Annotated in this window: 7 protein-coding genes; 4 read left to right on the forward strand and 3 right to left on the reverse strand. The window is 64.2% G+C overall.

What is annotated here, in order from left to right:
* Nucleotides 1-126 precede the first annotated feature (126 nt).
* Genes dsbD through dsbG form a run of 3 tightly spaced genes read left to right on the forward strand, consistent with a single transcriptional unit; the run spans nucleotide 127 to nucleotide 3,451 of the window.
* Nucleotides 127-1,854, forward strand: coding sequence for a protein-disulfide reductase DsbD (gene dsbD, locus P2T68_RS26275; RefSeq protein WP_277378487.1), 1,728 nt, complete (start codon nucleotides 127-129; stop codon nucleotides 1,852-1,854).
* Entirely contained in the window at nucleotides 1,854-2,714 is an 861-nt protein-coding gene (locus P2T68_RS26280; protein WP_024076664.1) for a TlpA disulfide reductase family protein, read from the forward strand. The genes dsbD and P2T68_RS26280 overlap by 1 nt, the downstream gene beginning before the upstream one ends.
* Nucleotides 2,690-3,451 carry a thiol:disulfide interchange protein DsbG gene (gene dsbG / locus P2T68_RS26285; protein WP_024076665.1) on the forward strand — a complete coding sequence of 254 codons (762 nt, stop codon included), beginning with the start codon at nucleotides 2,690-2,692 and terminating at the stop codon, nucleotides 3,449-3,451. Before P2T68_RS26280 ends, dsbG begins: the two co-directional genes overlap by 25 nt.
* 124 nt (nucleotides 3,452-3,575) lie before the next feature.
* On the opposite strand, the gene P2T68_RS26290 is transcribed toward dsbG, so the two are convergent.
* On the reverse strand, nucleotides 3,576-16,460 hold the full coding sequence (locus P2T68_RS26290) for a non-ribosomal peptide synthetase (protein WP_277378488.1): 12,885 nt from the start codon (nucleotides 16,458-16,460) through the stop codon (nucleotides 3,576-3,578).
* Between the two features lie 56 nt (nucleotides 16,461-16,516).
* Entirely contained in the window at nucleotides 16,517-17,269 is a 753-nt protein-coding gene (locus P2T68_RS26295; protein ID WP_277378489.1) for a thioesterase domain-containing protein, read from the reverse strand.
* Between the two features lie 302 nt (nucleotides 17,270-17,571).
* Here P2T68_RS26295 and P2T68_RS26300 point away from each other — a divergent pair, with 302 nt between their 5' ends.
* Nucleotides 17,572-18,123, forward strand: coding sequence for an RNA polymerase factor sigma-70 (locus P2T68_RS26300; RefSeq protein ID WP_024076668.1), 552 nt, complete (start codon nucleotides 17,572-17,574; stop codon nucleotides 18,121-18,123).
* A 27-nt stretch (nucleotides 18,124-18,150) separates the two neighbouring features.
* On the opposite strand, the gene P2T68_RS26305 is transcribed toward P2T68_RS26300, so the two are convergent.
* Entirely contained in the window at nucleotides 18,151-18,939 is a 789-nt protein-coding gene (locus P2T68_RS26305) for a transporter substrate-binding domain-containing protein (protein WP_024076669.1), read from the reverse strand.
* Nucleotides 18,940-18,983 lie beyond the last annotated feature (44 nt).

Below are 18,983 nucleotides of genomic sequence, written 5' to 3' on the forward strand. Positions count from 1 at the left end.
AGCGATTATGCCGCGAAAAGAAGCCCCCTCAGACATTCCCTACACTTTAGAATAGCGCCCGGTTAATCATCGGTTAATCAACACCACACATTGTGTGCCTCACTTGCATCGAACTAAGGCTTGACCATGCGGCATTTGTTTATCGTTCTGCTGGCGTTATTCGCAGGGTTCGTCCAGGCCGCGCCGGGCAACCCATTCGAGACCAAACCCGACTTCCTCCCGGTGGGCAAAGCCTTCACTTTTACCTCCGAACGCCTGGAGTCCGGTGAAACCCAGTGGTATTGGCAGATCGCCGACGGCTATTACCTGTACCAGCAGCGCATGAAGTTCGATGGCCTGGCCGAAAAGCCGCCGCTGCCCCAAGGCGAAGCCCATAGCGATGAGTTCTTCGGCGAGCAGCAAGTGTATCGCCAGGGCCTGGAAGTGAAGATCCCCGCCGGGACCACCGGCAAGGTCAAGCTGGGCTGGCAGGGCTGTGCCGATGCCGGCCTGTGCTACCCGCCGCAGTCGATCACCGTGGACCTGGGGGGCAACCCCGCCGTGGCCGCTACCGCCGAAGCCCAGGACCAGAGCCTGGCCAGCGGCCTGCAACAACGCAGCCTGGGCTGGAGCCTGCTGGTGTTCTTTGGCCTGGGCCTGCTGCTGGCGTTTGCCCCTTGTTCATTGCCGATGTTGCCGATTCTCGCCGGGTTGGTGGTCGGCAGCGGTGCCAGCCCGCGTCGTGGCTTTGCCCTGGCCGGCAGTTATGTCGTGTGCATGGCGCTGGTGTATGCCGCGCTGGGCGTAGTCGCCGCCCTGCTCGGCAGTAACCTCGCCGCGCTGCTGCAAACCCCGTGGATTCTGGGCAGCTTCGCTGCGTTGTTTGTGATCCTGGCCCTGCCGATGTTCGGCTTCTTTGAACTGCAACTGCCGGTGGCCCTGCGCGACCGCCTGGACAACGTCAGCCGTAACCAGAGTGGCGGCAGCCTGATCGGCGCCGGAGTACTCGGCGCCCTCTCCGGCCTGCTGGTCGGCCCGTGCATGACCGCGCCCCTGGCCGGTGCGCTGCTGTATATCGCGCAAAGCGGCAATGCCCTGCACGGCGGCCTGATCCTGTTCGCCATGGGCATCGGCATCGGTGTGCCGCTGTTGCTGCTGGTGACCGTGGGCAACCGCTTCCTGCCCAAGCCGGGCACCTGGATGAATGTGCTCAAGGGGATCTTCGGCTTCCTGTTCCTGGCCACCGCCATACTGATGATTCGTCCGGTCGTCGATGAAGCCCTGTGGCTGGGCCTGTGGGGTGTACTGGCCTTGGCCATGGCCTATTGCGGCTGGCGCCTGGCACAGGATTTCGGGCGTATCGCCATGCTGTCCGGCGCCGGCTCCGTGGTACTGGGGTTGTGGGGCGGCCTGCTGCTGGTGGGCGCGGCAGGTGGCAGCGATGACCTGTGGCAACCGTTGAAGGTCTACAGCGGCTCGCGCGCTGTCGCCGGCCCTACCGCCCACGACGCGTTCATGACCATCAACGACCCAGCCGTGCTGCAAAGCCAGCTCGACAGCGCCAAGGCCCAGGGCCAATGGGTGCTGGTGGACTACTACGCCGACTGGTGCGTGTCGTGCAAGATCATGGAGAAACAGGTATTCGGCAAACCCGAAGTCCTCGACGCCCTGAAGGACGTGCGCCTGCTGCGCCTGGATGTCACCGCCGACAACGCCGCCAGCCGCGAGCTGCTCGGCCGTTACAAGGTGCCAGGGCCGCCGAGCTTCGTGTGGATCGGCCCTGACGGTGAAGAACGGCGTGCCCAGCGCATCACCGGCGAAGTGGATGCCGCGGCCTTCCTGCAACGCTGGACCCAGATCCGGGGCGCCCTCTGATGCTGACCCTGACCATCGGCACCTTCGCTATCGCCCTGAATCACATCCTGCTGATCAGCGCGCTGATTCTCGCCACCCTGGTGGGCTGGCGCGTGGCCAAGCGTGGCGGGGAAAACCCCGAGTCGGTGCTGTTCAGCCTGTTCCTGCTGGGCATGCTCAGCGCGCGGGTCAGCTTCGTACTGATGTATTGGAGTTACTACAGCAACGACCCGCTGCAGATGGTCGACCTGCGCGACGGCGGCTTTCTGGCCTGGCCGGGCGTGATCGCGCTGATCCTCGGCGCGCTGCTGTACGGCTGGCGCCGCCCGGCCCTGCGCAAGCCGCTGAGCGCCGGGGTAATCACCGGCCTGGTGTTCTGGGGCATGACCAGCCTGTCCCTCAGCGTGTATGAAAAAGGCACACGACTGCCAGACATCACCTTGCGCACCGCCAACGGCGAGGTGGTGCAATTGGCCGACTATCAAGGCGGGCCGCTGGTGATCAACCTGTGGGCCACCTGGTGTCCGCCCTGCCGTCGCGAAATGCCGGTACTGGAAAGCGCCCAACGCATGCGCCCCGACGTGACCTTCCTGTTCGTCAACCAGGCCGAGAGCATGCAAAGCGTCAGCACCTACCTGGCCACCCAGGGCCTGAACCTGGACAACGTGCTGTTCGATGCCAGTGGTCGCCTGGGCCAGGCCGTGGGCTCCATGGCCTTGCCGACCACGCTGTTCTACCAAGCCGATGGACGCCTGATCAACAGCCACCTCGGTGAACTGTCCCAGGCCAGCCTGGCCCGTGCCATGGAACCCTTCGACTCCGCCCCCGCCGCCACGGCCCCCTCAAGGAAACCGACATGCCCCGCCTCCGCCACCTGCTGACCCTGCTGCCACTAAGCCTGGCCGCCACCCTGGCCCAGGCCGAAGACTGGCCGGCACCGATCAAACAGATTGAAGCCAAGGGTGCCAAGATCATCGGCAAATTCGATGCACCCAGCGGCCTCACCGGCTACGCCGCGCAGTATCAGAACCGTGGCATGGCCCTGTACCTGACCGCCGACGGCAAAAGTGTGATCGCCGGCAACCTGTACGACGCCCAGGGTAATGACCTGAGCAGCGCGCCCCTGGAAAAACTGGTGTACGCGCCGATGGCCAAGGAAGTCTGGGCCAAGATGGAAAAGAGCCACTGGATCCAGGACGGCGACAAAAACGCCCCCCGCACCGTCTACCTGTTCAGCGACCCCAACTGCCCGTACTGCAACATGTTCTGGGAACAGGCGCGGCCATGGGTGAAAGCCGGCAAGGTGCAGCTGCGACATATCATGGTGGGGATTATTCGCGAGGACAGCCCAGGCAAATCCGCTGCGCTGCTGGCCAGCAAAGACGCGCCCAAGGCCCTGGAAGAACACGAAGCCGCCGGCAAAGGCAGCAAGCTCAAGCCGCTGGAGAAAATCCCGGCGGATATCCAGGCCCAACTCAATGCCAATATGCAGTTGATGGATGACTTGGAGTTGTCGGCAACCCCGGCGATTTTCTACCTGGATGACAAGGGTGGCTTGCAGCAACAGCAAGGCGCGCCGTCGCCGGATAAGTTGGTGAAGATTCTTGGACCGAAATAAGCCGCGCCTGGGCTGACGCCATCGGGAGCAAGCCCCCTCCGACACTCGAGCCCCTTCCTTCAGGATGAACCCGGTCACTGTGGGAGGGGGCCTGCTCTCGATGAGGCCGCGCAGGCTGCGAAAATTACAAGCCTTCCAGCTCCGCCATCAAATCACTCAAGCGATCCACCTTCTGCGCGCTGATCTCATTCGCCGCCAGCCCATCGATGTACTCGGCCAACGCCGCCACCGTGCTGCACTCGAACATCGCCCGCAACGGTACATCCCGTTGCAGGGTTTTCTGCACCCGCGAGGCAATCTGCGTGGCCAGCAACGAGTGTCCGCCCAGTTCGAAGAAGTTGTCCTGTACCCCTACCCTTTCGACTTTCAGCACCTCGGCCCAGATCGCGGTCAAGGTGGCTTCAAGTGCGTTGCGCGGCGCCAGGTAGTCCTGGCTGTGCAATTGGCCGATCTCCAGGGTGGGCAGGGCCTTGCGGTCGAGCTTGCCGTTGGCGTTGAGCGGCAGGCGGTCCAGCCATAGCCAATGCAGCGGCACCATGTACTCCGGCAGTTCGGCGCGCAGGCGTTGCTTGATGCGGTCCAGGCGCTCGCCTGGGTTCAAGGTTTCATCGGCGGCCACCAGGTAGCCGACGAGGTGTTTGCCGTTGTCCCCCTCCTGCACGCCGACGGCCGCGTCGCGCACGTCCGATTGTTCGTGCAGGCGTGCTTCGATTTCCCCCAGCTCGATGCGGTAACCGCGAATCTTCACTTGGTGGTCGATACGCCCGACGTACTCCAGCACGCCATCGCTGCGACGGCGTGCCAGGTCGCCGGTGCGGTACAAACGCTCGCCCGCCGCGCCGAACGGGTTCGGCACAAACACTGGGGCGGTGCGCAACGGGTCGCCGACATAGCCACGCCCCACACCGGTACCGGCTACGCACAACTCGCCTACCGCGCCTTGGGGCACCAGTTCCAACGCACCGTCCAGCAGGTACAAGCGGTTGTTGTCGGTCGGCGTCCCAATCGGCAGGTAAGTGCCACGGGTCGAGGCCAGGTCGACGCGGAAGAACGCCACGTCGTCCGAGCATTCTGCCGGGCCATAGGCGTTCACCAGCCCGATCTGCGGATAACGCAGCAACCACTGGTGCGCCAGCTCCGGCGGCATGGCCTCGCCGGTGGGCAGCATCCAGCGCAGGCCATCGAGGCTGATGCGCTCCTCGGCCAGCATGCCCTGGATCAGCGACGGCACGCTTTCCAGCACCGTGATGCCTTGAGTCTGAACATGCGCCAGCAAGCCTTGGGGATCGTGGGCGATGGTGTTCGGCACAATATCCACCCGCGCCCCGAACAGCGGCGCGGCAAGGAATTGCCACACGGAAATATCGAAGCTTTGCGAGGCCGTCTGGGCGATCACATCCGTCTCGCTCAGTTGCAGGTAAGGCACTTTGCTCAACTGGTTATTGAGCATGCCGCGCTGCTCGACCATCACCCCTTTGGGCAAACCGGTGGAGCCCGAGGTGTAGATCACGTAGGCGAGGTTGTACGGTGCGCTGTAGACACCAGGGTTGGCACCCCGGGACGGCACTTCCTCCCATACCAGCAACTGACAGTCAAAACCGTCCAGCAACGCAATGGCCTGCTCGCGGCACGCCTCGGTGCACACCAGCAACGGCGTACGGCTCAGGTCGATGATGCTGCGCAAACGCTGGCTCGGCAGGCCGGGGTCCAGCGGCAGGTAACCGGCACCGGCCTTGAAGCTGCCGATGATCATGCCCAGCAAGTCAAGGCTACGCTCGGCCAGCAACGCCACCGGTTGGTCCAGGCCGACACCCGCCGCGATCAGCGCGTGACCGAGCCCGTTACTGCGACGGTTCAATTCGTCATAGGTCCACTGTCGGTCCAGGCAACTGGCGGCAATGCGCTGTGGATGGGCGGCGACCTGCGCTTCGAACAGTTCGACATAACTGCGTTCCAGCGGGTAGGCGTGCGCGCTCTGGTTGCAGCCGTGCAACAGGAACGCACGTTCCTGCTCGCCCATCAGCGGCAGGTCGGCCATGTCGCCATGGAACCCGTGCATCAATGCCAGCAGCAAACGCTTGAACTCGCCGAGCATGCCTTGCACGGTGGTTTCGTCGAAGTAACGCTGGTCGTAAGACAGGTGCAACCCCAGGTCATCACCCGGATAGCACACGGCCGTCAGCGGGAAGTTGGTGTGGGTGCGGCCGGAGTCCGAGGTGGCATTCAGGCTTTGTGCGCGATCCAGTACCGAGACTTCCACCGGGGCATTTTCAAACACGAACAGGCTGTCGAACAGCGGCTGGCCCTTGGGCAACTCGCTGTGTTCCTGGATCGTCACCAGCGGCAGGTATTCGTACTCGCGCAGTTGCATATTGCTGTCGAGCAAGCCGCTCAACCACTGGCGCACGCTGCAACGCTGGTCGTCCTCGGGCAGTTTTACCCGCAGGGCGATGCTGTTGATGAACAGGCCGACGGTGCGCTGCATCTCGGGCATGTCCACCGGGCGACCAGCCACGGTGACGCCGAACAGCACGTCACGATCGCCGCTCAAGCGGCGCAGCACCAACGCCCATGCAGCCTGGGCGAAGGTGTTGACGGTGAGTTGATGGGCCTGCGCCAACTCGCGCAGTTGCGCACCGTCGCGGGCCTCGAGACGGGTGTAGCAGTCGCCCACCACCATGCCACCGCTATGGCCGGCATGTTCACGCAGGAATGGCCGGTCGCTCGGGATCGGCGTGGTGCGCTCGAAGCCTTGCAGGTTCTGCTGCCACCACTGGCGTGCTTCGCTCAGGTTCTGGCGTTGCAGCCAGGCAATGTAGTCGCGATAACGCGGCGGCGTGGCCAGTTGTGCCTCGCGCCCTTCGCCCAGGGCCATGTAGATCTCGAAGAAGTCATTCATCAACAACGAGCGGCACCACGCATCGATGAGGATGTGGTGGTTGCTCATCATGAACCAGTAGCGCTCGGCGCCGACGCGGATCAGGCGCAGGTGGAACGGCGCCTGGTTGAGCAGATCGAAACCGGCTTCGCGCTCCTTCTTGAGCAGCGCTTGCAGACGCGGCTCCTGCTCGCTTTCTGGATCAGCACTCCAATCCAGGTACTCAATCGGCGTACTGCCCGGCTGATGGATCACTTGCAGCATGTCTTCGCCAACGTTCCAACAGAACGAGGCACGCAAGGCTTCATGCCGGGCGATCACCGCCTGCCAGGCCTGGGCGAAACGCTCAGGGTCCAGGGCGCTGTCGATGCGGTAGCGGTCCTGCATATAGTAGAGACCCGTGCCCGGTTCCAGCAGGGTGTGCAGCAGCAAACCCTCCTGCATTGGCGTCAGCGGGTAGACGTCTTCGATGACGCTGGCGGGTACCGGCAAGCTGTCCAGTTGCGCCTGACTCAAGTGCGCCAGGGGGAAGTCCGACGGCGTGAAACCGCCAACATCGTCCCTGAGGCAGTGCGCAATCAGGCTGCGCAGTTCGGCCAGGTAGGCATCGGCCAGAGCCTGGAGAGTCTGCCGATCGAAGCGTTCGCGGCTGAAGGTCCAGCGCAGCACCAGCTCACCGCCGTACACCTGGCTGTCGATGCTCAGTTCGTTGGGCAACGGTGCATCCGGGTCATGGGCCAGGCCGGCAGACTCGTCCAGCGGGTGGAACAGCGCATCGGCGCCAAAGCTCTGGTCGAATTGACCGAGGTAGTTGAAGGTGATGCCGGCGCTGGGCAGCCCGGCCAGGGTCTGCTTGCACAGGTCGTCCGCCAGGTAACGCAGCACGCCATAGCCGAGGCCCTTGTGGGGGATGCCGCGCAGTTGCTCCTTGATCGCCTTGATCGAAGCGCCCTGCTCCGCCAGTGGGGTCAGGCGCAGCGGATAAGCACTGGTGAACCAGCCGACGCTACGGGTCAGGTCGATATCATCGAACAGGGTTTCACGACCATGGCCTTCCAGCTGGATCAGCGCCGAATCATGCCCACTCCAGCGGCACACCACACGGGCCAGCGCGGTCAACAGCAGGTCATTGACCTGGGTGCGGTAGGCGCTGGGGGCCTGTTGCAGCAACTGGCGGGTGTGTTCGGCATCCAGGCGCACGCTGACGGTATCCGCATCCCGATTACGCAGCGCGCCTAGAGGACGCGTCACCGGCAATGCCACGGCCGGGCCGGCCAATTGAGCCTGCCATACCGTCAATTCCTCGCGCAGGGATTCACTGTGGGCATAAGCCTGCAAGCGCGCAGCCCAGTCACGCAGGGCGCTGGTCTTGGCCGGCAGGCTGACGGACTGGCCTTCGCTCAGCTGGCGATAGACGTTTTGCAGATCCTCCAGCAGCACCCGCCACGACACGCCATCGACCACCAGGTGATGGATAGCGATCAGCAGGCGCTGTTGCCCTTGCGGGCCATCCACCAGCAAGGCGCGCAACAGCGGGCCGTGCGCCAGGTCGAGGCTGCGCTGGGTCTCGGTGAACAGCGCGGTGCACTGCGCCATATCGTGCACGTGCGCCTGCATCAGCACGCCGCCCTGGGGCACGGCCAAGTGCTCGGCGTGCCATTGCGCGTCGCGCTGGCTGAAGCTCAGGCGCAGCGCGTCGTGGTGTTCCAGCACCGCCAACAGCGCTTGCTCCAGGCGATGGGGCTCGAGCAGTTGCAGGGGCTTGAGGACAAGCGCCTGGTTCCAATGCTGACGTTCGGGAATCGGGGTATCGAAGAACCACTGCTGGATGGGCGTCAGGCCCGAGCTGCCGGTGAGCACGCCCTGCTCGGCCGTCACTTGCTCGACGAGCGTGGCAACCGCCGCCAGGGTTTGCACGGTCTGGTGCTGGAACAGGTCGCGGGGGCTGAAGTGAATCCCCGCCTGCCGCGCACGGCTGACCACCTGGATCGACAGGATCGAGTCGCCGCCCAGTTCAAAGAAGTTATCGTCCAGGCCGACTTGCGGCACGTTCAACACGGCGCACCAGATCGCGGCCAGGGTGCTTTCCAACGCGTTGCGCGGGGCCACGTACTGTTGGCGGTTGGCTTCCGGGTCCGGTTGCGGCAAGGCACGCCGGTCAAGTTTGCCGTTGGCGGTCAACGGCATGCTGTCCAGCACGATCAGGTGCGCGGGCACCATGTAGTCCGGCAGTTGCGCCTTGAGATGCGCCTTGAGCGCATCGCGTAATGCGCCGTGCTCGGCATCGCTGACCAGGTAGGCCACCAGCTGTTTGCCGCTGGGCGAATCCAGCGCCAGCACCACGGCCTCGCGTACGGCGTGGTACTCCAGCAGGCGGGTTTCGATCTCGCCCAGTTCGATACGGAAGCCACGAATCTTCACTTGATGGTCGATCCGCCCCAGGTACTCCACCAGACCATCGGCGCGTTGGCGCACCAGGTCGCCGGTGCGGTAAAGACGCCCGCCGTCACGCGCGAAGGGATCGGCCACGAAGCGTTCGGCGGTCATGCCCGGACGCTGGTGATACCCCTGGGCCAGGCCGGCGCCGCCGACATACAGTTCACCCGTCGCACCTTGCGGCACCAAGGCCAGGTCGGCGTCGAGAATGTACGCCACGCGGTCCCCGATGATGCTGCCGATCGGTACGCTGCCGGCGCCCTCCTCCAACTGCTCGGGCGCGAGGCTGGCCAGCGGCATCACCACGGTTTCGGTCGGCCCATAGGCGTTGAAAAACACCTGCGGCTGGAACGCTGCGCGGATGCGCTGCAAGTGTTCGCCGGTCAACGCCTCGCCACCGGTGATGCACATGCGCACCGGCAACGTCTGCTGCTGGGTCGCCAGCCATTGCGCCAACTGGCTGCCGTAGCTCGGCGTAAAGCCGAGGATATTGATGCGATGGGTACGGATCAGCGCGCAGATCTCTTCTGCATCCCACTGGCCCTGGGCGCGTAATACCACCCGCGCACCGCAGAGCAACGGCACCAGCAAACGTTCGGTAGCGGCGTCGAAGTTGATCGAATAGAAGTGCAGTTCGCAGTCGTCCGGGCGCATGCCGAAGCGCTCGATCACGGCCCGGCAGTGCATGGCGATTTCGCCGTGCGACACCACCACGCCCTTGGGCTTGCCGGTGGAACCGGAGGTGTAGATCAGGTAGGCCTGGTGCTGCGCCAGGCTGATAAAGGGCAGTTCATCGGCCGGGTAATTCTCCAGCACCGGAAGGTCATCTTCCAGGCACCAGCAGGCCACGGTCGCCGGCAGTTCACCCAGGGCTTCGAACATCGCTGCATCGCTGAGCAGCAGGCCAATGCCGCTGTCTTCGATCATGTAGTGCAGGCGGTCCAGCGGGTATTCCGGGTCGAGCGGTACATAGGCACCGCCCGCCTTGAGGATCGCCAACAGGCCGATGACCATTTCCAGGGAGCGCGGCAACGCCAGGCCGACGCGTACCTGCGGGCCGACACCACGCTCGCGCAGCATCCAGGCCAGGCGGTTGGCGCGGGCGTCCAGTTCGCGGTAGCTGAGGGTAACGCCGGCGAAGGTCAGCGCGGGCGCATCGCCACGGGCTTTTGCCTGTTGGCTGAACAGCATGTGAATGCACTGATCAAGGCGGTGCTCGCCCGCTTCGACGCCCAGGCTGTCCTGCAACGCGCGCTGTTCCGTGGCGCTGAGCAACGGCAATTCGCTCAGACGCTGCTCGGGGCTGGCGATCAGCGCTTGCAACAGATTGCGCCAATGTTCGGCCATCCGCGCAATGCGCGGCTCATCGAACAAGTCGGTGCTGTAGGTCAGGCAGCACCCCAGGCGATGGTCAAGGTCGGTGACTTCCAGGTTGAGGTCGAACTTGGTCGCGCGCGCATCGTTGGCCAGGTACTCGACCGTCATGCCGGCCAGTTGGCGGCTCTGCTGGAACTCCCAACGCTGCACGTTGCACATCACCTGGAACAACGGGTTGTACGCCGCACTGCGCGGCGGTTGCAAGGCTTCGACCAGATGGTCGAACGGCAGGTCCTGATGGGACTGGCCCTCGATCACGGTGTGACGCACCTGTTCGAACAACTCACCCACAGTCATCTGCCCATTGAGCTGGCAACGCAGCACCTGGGTATTGAGGAACGCACCAATCAGCCCTTCGCTTTCCGGGCGAATCCGGTTGGCCACGGGGGCGCCGATGCGCAAGTCGGTCTGGCCGCTGTAGCGGTAGAGCAACACGGCCAGGGTGGCGGTCATGGTCATGAACAGGGTCAGGCCGCGTTCGGCGTTGAAGGCGCGCACGCGGGCCGCCAGGTCATCGCTCAATTCGAAGCGGTACAGCTCGCCACGATGGCTTTGTACCGGTGGCCGTGGGCGGTCGCCGGGCAGTTCCAGCAGCGGGTGCTCATGACCCAGTTGCGCGGTCCAGTAATCCAGCTGGCGTTGGCGTTCGCCGGCTTCCAGCCATTGGCGTTGCCACACGCTGTAGTCGAGGTATTGCACGGGCAACGGCGCCAGCGGCGAGTCGCGCTCGTCGATAAAGGCTTCGTACAACGCGCTGAGTTCACGGGCAAAGATGTCCATGGCCCAGCCTTCGGTGACGATATGGTGCAGGGTCAGCACCAGGTAGTGCTCCTGCTCACCGGCCTTGACCAGGCACGCGCGCAGCAGCGGGCCGGTTTCCAGGTTGAACGGTGTGTGGGCTTCATGGTCGGCCAGCTGCTGCAAGCGTTGCTGGCGCTCGGTTTCGCAGAGCGCCGAGATATCCTGCCAGCCCATGCGCACGCCGGACTGCGGCGCGACCTTCTGATAGGCCACGCCATCGACACTCGGGAAGGTGGTGCGCAAGGTTTCATGGCGCATGATCAAGGCTTGCAACGCCGCCTCGAAACGCCCCACATCCAGCACCCCGCGCAGGCGCGCCATGCCGCCGACGTTGTAGGCCGGGCTGTCCGGCTCCATCTGCCAGAGGAACCACATACGCTGCTGGGAGTAGGACAACGGCACCGGTTCGCTGCGGTCGACCTTGGCGATGGTGGTTTGTTGGTTGCGTTGCCCCGACGCCTGGATCAGCCCGACCTGTTCAGCAAAAGCGCCCAACTCGCTGGCTTCGAACAACGTGCGCAACGGCAGCTCGACGTCACAGGCCTGGCGGGTACGGGAGATGATTTGCGTGGCCAGCAGCGAGTGGCCGCCCAGGGCGAAGAAGTCATCGTGCAGGCCGATCTTCGGCAGGCCAAGGACCTCGCGCCAGATCGCGGCGATCTGCTGTTGCAGCGGCGTTTCAGGCTCGACGTGCTCACGGGTTTGCCACACCGGCTCCGGCAAAGCGCGGCGGTCGAGCTTGCCGCTCGGGCTCAGAGGCATGGCGTCCAGACGCATCAGCAGGGCGGGCACCATGTACTCCGGCAGCTCGGCGGCCAGGGCAGTTTTGACCTGCTGTTCGTCCAGCTCGGCATGGGCGGTGTAGTAGCCGATCAACTGTGCGTCACGCACCAGCACCACGGCCTGGGCGATGCCGTCCAGGGCGAGCAGGCGCGCTTCGATTTCTTCCGGCTCCACCCGGAAACCGCGGAGCTTGACCTGTTGGTCGAGACGGCCGAGGTACTCAAGCACACCGTCGGCGCTCCACCGGGCGCGGTCACCGGTGCGGTACAGGCGCGCACCTTGGTGGTCGGCGACAAAGCGCTCAGCGGTCAACCCAGGACGATCGAGGTAACCCCGCGCCAGGCCAATGCCACCGATGCACAGCTCACCCGGCACGCCAACGGGCACGGGGTTGAGCTGCTCATCCAGCACGCGACAGATCACATTGCCCAGCGGGCGGCCAATCGGCGAGCGCTCGCCATCCTCCACGCGGCAGTGCCAGTGCGTCACGTTGATCGCGGTCTCGGTCGGGCCATAACGATTGTGCAATTGCACCGCCGGCAACTGCGCCAATACGCGGTTGCGCAGCTCGGCGGGCAAGGCTTCACCACCGGAGAACAGGCGGCGCAGGCTGGTGCATTCGGCCACCAAGGGTTCATCGATAAACAGCTGCAACAGCGGCGGCACGAAGTGCAGCGTGGTCACGCCGTGTTCTTGGACCAACTGCGCGATACGGTGCGGATCACGATGCTCGCCAGGTCCAGCCAGCACCAGGCGGCAACCGGTGATCAGCGGCCAGAAGCATTCCCACACCGACACGTCGAAACTGATCGGCGCCTTTTGCATCAGCACATCCGTGTGGTTGAGCTGATAGGTGGCTTGCATCCATTGCAAGCGTTCGGCCAGGGCCGCATGGGTGTTGCCCACGCCCTTGGGCTGGCCGGTGGAGCCGGAGGTGTAGATCACGTAGGCGAGGTTGTCACCCTCCAGGTGCAGGCCCGGGGGCTGGGTCGGCCAACTGTCGAGGTGCAGGCTGTCCATGGCGATCACGCACACGCCGTCGGCCGTCGGCAGGTGTTCGAGCAAGGCGGTCTGGGTCAGCAGCAGGTGCGCGCGGCTGTCCCGGAGCATGTAGGCCAGGCGCTCGGCGGGGTAGTCCGGGTCCAGCGGCACATAGGCACCGCCGGCCTTGATGATCGCCAGCAGGCCGATCAGCAACTGCGGCGACCGCTCGGCAGCGATGGCCACGCACACGTCCGGGCCAACGCCTTTGTCGCGCAGGTAATGGGCCAGGCGGTTGGCCTGGGTATGCAGTTGGGCGAACGTCAGGCTGCCGTCCTGCCAGACCAGCGCGGTGCTATCAGAGACAGATGGGTTGAGCAGTTCGGGCAGCCATTGTTGAGCGGGGGTACACGGCGCCTGGCTCCACGCTTGCTGTTCGTCCTGCTGCATCAGCTTGAGGTCGCCGAGGGCACGCTGCGGTTGCTCGCAGATCGCGTGCAGCAGGTGGATGAAGTGTTCGGCCAGGCGCTGGATCGTCGCAGGCTCGAACAGTTCATCGGCGTAGTCGAACGACAGGCCCAGGCGCCCATTGCGGTCTTCTTCAGTGTGCAGTTGCAGGTCGAACTTGGCTTCGCGGCTGTGCCACGGCAGCTCGTCGGCAAGCATGCCCGGCAGGCGGCGCAAGGCACTCAGGTCGCGTTGCTGGTGGTTGAACATCACTTGGAACAAACCCTGTTCGCGGGCCTGCGGGAACGCCTCCAGCAGTTGTTCGAAGGGCAAGTCCTGATGCGCCTGGGCGCCCAAGGCGGCCTGGCGTGTCGCGGCCAATAGCTGGTTGAACGGCAAACGCCCGTCCAGTTCGGCGCGCAGCACCAGCGTGTTGATAAAGAAACCGACCAGACCCTGGGTTTCCTGGCGTGGGCGGTTGGCGTTGGGCACGCCAATGCGGATATCGCGCTGGCCACTGTAGCGATAGAGCAAGGTCTGGAACGCCGCCAGCAACAGCATGAATGGCGTGGACTCATGGGACTGGGCAGTCTGGCGAATCGCTTCGCTGAGGCTGGCGCCCAGGCGCACGCTGTGGCGTGAAGCAGTGTGGCGTTGCTGCGCCGAGCGCGGGTGGTCGGTGGCCAGGCTCAAGGCCGGATGCTCCTCCCCCAGTTGCGCCTTCCAGTACGCCAGTTGGCGCTGGCCTTCGCCTTCGGCCAGCCATTGGCGTTGCCAGCTTGCGTAGTCGGCGTACTGCAAAGCCAGGGGTGGCAACGCCAGGGTTTGGCCCTGGGCAGCGGCGGCATACAGTCGCGAGAACTCGTCGATGAGCAGATTCAGCGACCAGCCGTCAGCAATGATGTGGTGCAGCGTCACCAGCAGTTGATGATCTTCATCCTCCAGGCGTACCAGGGTCACCCGCAGCAGCGGGCCGTTTTCCAGGTCGAACTGGGCACGCGCTTCGTCCTCGCGGATCTGTTGCGCGCGGGCGTCACGTTCGGCGGCGGGCAGGTGGCTGAGGTCGATGACGTGCAGATCGAAATCGCTGTTGGCGTCCACACACTGGAAGGCTTGGCCATCGCGCTCATAGAAACGTGTGCGCAGGGCTTCGTGGCGCTGGATCAAGTGCTGGAAGCTGGCACGTACCGCGTCCTCATCCAGCTCGCCACGCAAACGCAGGGCGCCGGGGATGGTGTAGGCGCTGCTCAGGGGATCCAGTTGCCACGTGATCCACAAGCGATTCTGGGCCAGGGATTGGGGCAGGTCTTCGTCGCGCGATAGGGTGTGGATCGCGCCTTGGGCAACGCCACCGTCCTGTTGCAATTGCGCGATATGCGCGGCAAAGCCTTCCAGGGTCGGGGCTTCGAACAGCATGCGCAGGTTCAGCTCCAGGCCGAGGTCTTCGCGCAGGCGCGCGACCACCTGGGTGGCGGTGATGGAGTTGCCGCCGAGCAGGAAGAAGTGATCGTCGGCCGCCACGCTCGCCACGTGCAACTGTTCGCACCAGATCGCCGCGATCCGGCGTTGCAACTCCGCCCCCTGCGCCGCATTAGGCGCCGGCGCATGCAGGTCGGGGAACTGCGCATAGCTATCGAGGCTGCCATCGGCATGACGCACCGCGCAGGCCGCGCGTTGCAGCTTGCCGCTGGAGGTCTTGGGCAAGGCACCGGGGTTGAGCAGCAGCACCACGCACGGCGCCTCTTGGTAGGCCTCGGCCACGGCCTGGCGGATGGCTTTGATCAGCGCTTCAGGCGGCAAGATCTTCTGCACGCTGCGGCTGATTTCCGCCGCAATGCCAATACCTTCCTGGCCCTGATCATTCACCGCGAACGCCGCAACGCGACCCTTGCGCACCACTTCCACTTCGCGCTCGATGGTCTGCTCGATGTCCTGGGGATACAGGTTGTGCCCGCGCACGATCAGCAGGTCTTTCAGGCGGCCGGTGATGTACAGCTCGCCCTCGCGGATAAAGCCCAGGTCACCGGTGCGCAGCCAGGTGCGGCCGGCGTGCTGTACGAAGGTCTTGGCGCTGGCTTCGGGGTTGCGCCAGTAGCCATGGGCGATGCTCGGCCCGCTGGCCCAGATTTCGCCGACGCCGTTGTCGGCCAGTTCGCTCAAGGTGTGCGGGTCGACGATCAGCACCCCATGGTCCGGCTGGCTCGTGCCGCAACTCATGATCGCACTGCCCTGCCCTGGTTCGGCGCGGTTGGCGGCCAACGCCTGTTCGTCGACACGCAGCGCGGGGATGCCCTGGCCACGGCGGCCACCGGCGACAAACAGGGTCGCTTCGGCCAGGCCGTAGGAGGCGAAGAAGCTGTTCGCGGTGAAACCGCAACGGGCGAATTTCTCGGCGAAGCGTTCCAGGGTGTCGAGGCGGATCGGCTCGGAGCCGGAATAGGCCACGCGCCACTGGCTCAGGTCGAGACGCGCCAACGCCGACTCACTGACCCGCTCACTGCATAAACGGTAGGCGAAATCCGGGCCGCCGCTGATGGTACCGCCGTATTCGCTGATCGCTTCCAGCCAACGCAGCGGCCGGCCGAGGAAGTACGCCGGCGACATCAGTACGCAGGGCACGCCGCTGAAAACCGGTTGCAGCAGGCCGCCGATCAGGCCCATGTCGTGGTACAGCGGCAGCCAGCTGACGATCACATCGTCCGGGTTCACGTCGATGCCGAAGCCTCGGCGGATCAGCACTTCATTGGCAACCAGATTGCCGTGGCTGACTTGTACACCCTTCGGCAACGCGGTGGAGCCAGAGGTGTATTGCAGGAAGGCAATGTCGTCGGGTTGCAGGTCGGGGGCGCGCCAGCTGTCCGCGATTTGTGCGTCCAGGGTGTCGACACTCAACACCGGCGGCGCGTTTTCGAGCTGCGCCAAGCCATCGCCGAGGCTGGCGATGGTCAGCAGCAGGCGCGGCTCGGCGTCGGCGATGATCGACAGCAGGCGCGCCTGGTGATGCCGGCGGGTGGACTCCGGCGGGTAGGCCGGCACTGCAATGATGCCGGCGTACAGGCATCCGAAGAACGCCGCGACATAGTCCGGGCCGCTGGGGAACAGCAGCACCGCACGCTCGCCCAACGTTGCGTTGGCCTGGAGGGCGGCGGCGATGGTGCGGGCGCGCAGGTCCAGGTCGCGGTAACTGAGCACGACGCTCTGTTCGGCGGACTCGGCGAGAAAGCGCAGGGCCACTTGGTCCGGGGTCTGCTCGGCACGCTGTTGAAGGGACTGGACCAGGGTGCGGGGAAGTTCGAAGGCGTCCATCTTGGGGTTCCTGCCTGAAATCGGCTTACGGGAAATTCGGGAATGGGAGGGGGCGTTCAGCCGGCGGCCAGTTGCCGCGCCGTGCCATTGCGCCAGCGGGCCAGGTGCTCGTCGGCATAACGCCGCAGGCAGCGCAGCACGGCGTTTTCGTGCTGCACGAGAAAGAAGTGGTGGCCGTCGAACATATCCAGGGAAAAGCCACTGGCGGCGTCGGCCTGCCAATCGAGCAATTGGTCGGCGCGCACACTGTCCTGCTTGCCGCCGAACACATGGATCGGCATGTCCAGCGGCGTGCGCTGGCCATAGGTGAAACTGCCGCACAGCAGGAAATCGGCGCGCAGGATCGGCAGCATCAATTTCATCAACTCGGGATTGGCCAGGGCTTCTTCGGCGGTGCCTTGCAGTTCGCGCAGGCGGGCGATCAGTTGCTCATCGGTCTTTTCAATGGCGTATTCACTGACATCACGGCGCGCGGGCCCGGCGGTGCCGGAGGCGAACAATGCCAGCGGCGCAGGTACATGGCGTGCGTTCAGCGCGTGCGCCAGCTCGAAGGCCAGCAGGCCACCCAGGCTGTGACCGAACAACGCGTAGGGGCCGTCCAGGTCGCGACTGATTTCATCCGCCAACTGCGCGGCCAATACCTTGATATCACGCTGCAACGGCTCGTCCATGCGCATGCCACGCCCGGGCAACTCCAGCGGGCACACTTGCAACCACTCCGGCAGGGCGCGGCGCCAACGCACGTAGACCATGGCGCTGGCCCCTGAATAAGGCAGGCAAAACAGGCGCAGTCGAGTCGGCGCACTCATCGCCGGTGGCCCCCACACTGAATCACGCTGTATGCACGATAGAAACCCATCTCGCCCTCCTGCGGGTGCTGATCCTTGGCCGTTTTACTAACGGACCTGTCACCCAGAAGAACGGACGGCACCGGCAAATAATTAGTCGCCGGGGGCGAGCGAGACGTGGCTCACACCTTCCGCAAAGGCATAAGATTAGTTCGCCTTCTCATTTGACAATCATTATCATTAAGCATAATTTGTTGCCCGATGTGTAGGAGGCCTCAGCAAGGACGCCCTCCCCTAACCTCTTTAGCGACAAGGTGATTTCCATGACGGAACAAGTATCCACAGGCAGGTGCGACTCACCGCTGCTCCAGGCATTCGTCGACAATCGGCTGATCCTGGTAAAGATCGCAGCACGAATTACCGGGTGCCGCTCCCGGGCCGAAGATGTGGTGCAGGACGCCTACTTCCGGCTGCAATCGGCACCGACGATCACCTCATCGTTCAAGGCCCAGTTGAGTTACCTGTTCCAGATCGTGCGCAACCTGGCGATCGATCACTACCGCAAGCAAGCCCTGGAGCTCAAGTACTCGGGCACGGAAGAGGAAGGCTTGAATGTGGTGATTCATGGCGCATCACCGGAAACCACCCACATCAATTTCAACACCCTGGAAAACATCGCCGACGCCCTGACGGAGCTGCCCCAGCGCACCCGCTACGCATTCGAGATGTACCGCCTGCACGGCGTGCCGCAAAAGGACATCGCCAAGGAACTGGGTGTGTCGCCAACCCTGGTGAACTTCATGATCCGTGATGCGCTGGTGCATTGCCGCAAAGTGTCGGGCAACCATAGCGATACGTTTGCGCGGCGGGTCTGACTGAGGCCACCCCCACCCTGGCCAAGGTCAGGGCACGGCCATCACATCAATGCGATACGGCTCGAAAATTTTCAACATCTCGCCGTTATCGCGTAAACGTTTGAGCAGTTCGGCAAACGCCGGCCCGCTGATCGGCGCCTTGGGTCGCAGCAAGGCGTAATGGTGGTACACCTGATCAATGCGCTCCGACACCATCAACTGCCCCGCCATCTCGGCATTGCGCACCATGAAGTCACTCAGGTATGAGCGCGTGACCAGCGCGATATCAGCACGGCCACGGGCGACCATCAGCAGGTTGCTGTCATGGGAGTAGGTCAGCGTCGCGTTGAAGTGCTCGGCCATGTACCTGGGGTCGGCGTTGAAGTTGGCGAAGGCGTAGTGATAACCGCTGAACACCGCCAGGCGCTTGCCGGTCAGGTCGTTGAAATAGCTTTGATCGCGGTCGGGTTCATGCTGGGCGACGAACACTTCGGCATCTTCAAGCCCCATGTCGACACTGGTGTGGGGAATCTTCTGCCAGCCCCAGTCCGGGTTTTCGAAGATCGCCATGTCCACCCGGCCTTGCTCGAAATCCCGGAAACGCCGGGGGATGGAGGTGGGGACCAGCACAAATTGGTAGTCCGCCTGCGCAGCGTTCAGCGCTTCCACCAGTTGCGGCAGCAAACCGGTGTCTGCGCCCTGCTCAGGGCGTACGGTGTAGGGCGGGAAATGCGCGGCGCCAATCCTTACCAATTGCGCGGCCGAAGCCGGCATCCACCCTGCGGTGCCCAGTGCCCATAAAGAAAGTCCTGCAGCCAGCCGCCATGGCGAAAACATCGAGGCACACACCGTTCACTATTCTGATGGCGATAAGCTAGGCG

Origin of the sequence: Pseudomonas sp. G11 (genome assembly GCF_029457515.1) — a bacterium.
GTDB classification, from domain to species: Bacteria; Pseudomonadota; Gammaproteobacteria; order Pseudomonadales; family Pseudomonadaceae; genus Aquipseudomonas; species Aquipseudomonas gorinensis.

Coding starts and splice junctions, on each gene's coding strand:
- P2T68_RS26280 (WP_024076664.1), top strand. CDS start 1,854: ATGCTGACCCTGACCATCGGCACCTTCGCTATCGCCCTGAATCACATC.
- P2T68_RS26300 (WP_024076668.1), top strand. CDS start 17,572: ATGACGGAACAAGTATCCACAGGCAGGTGCGACTCACCGCTGCTCCAG.
- P2T68_RS26290 (WP_277378488.1), bottom strand. CDS start 16,460: ATGGACGCCTTCGAACTTCCCCGCACCCTGGTCCAGTCCCTTCAACAG.
- dsbD (WP_277378487.1), top strand. CDS start 127: ATGCGGCATTTGTTTATCGTTCTGCTGGCGTTATTCGCAGGGTTCGTC.
- P2T68_RS26295 (WP_277378489.1), bottom strand. CDS start 17,269: ATGAGTGCGCCGACTCGACTGCGCCTGTTTTGCCTGCCTTATTCAGGG.
- dsbG (WP_024076665.1), top strand. CDS start 2,690: ATGCCCCGCCTCCGCCACCTGCTGACCCTGCTGCCACTAAGCCTGGCC.
- P2T68_RS26305 (WP_024076669.1), bottom strand. CDS start 18,939: ATGTTTTCGCCATGGCGGCTGGCTGCAGGACTTTCTTTATGGGCACTG.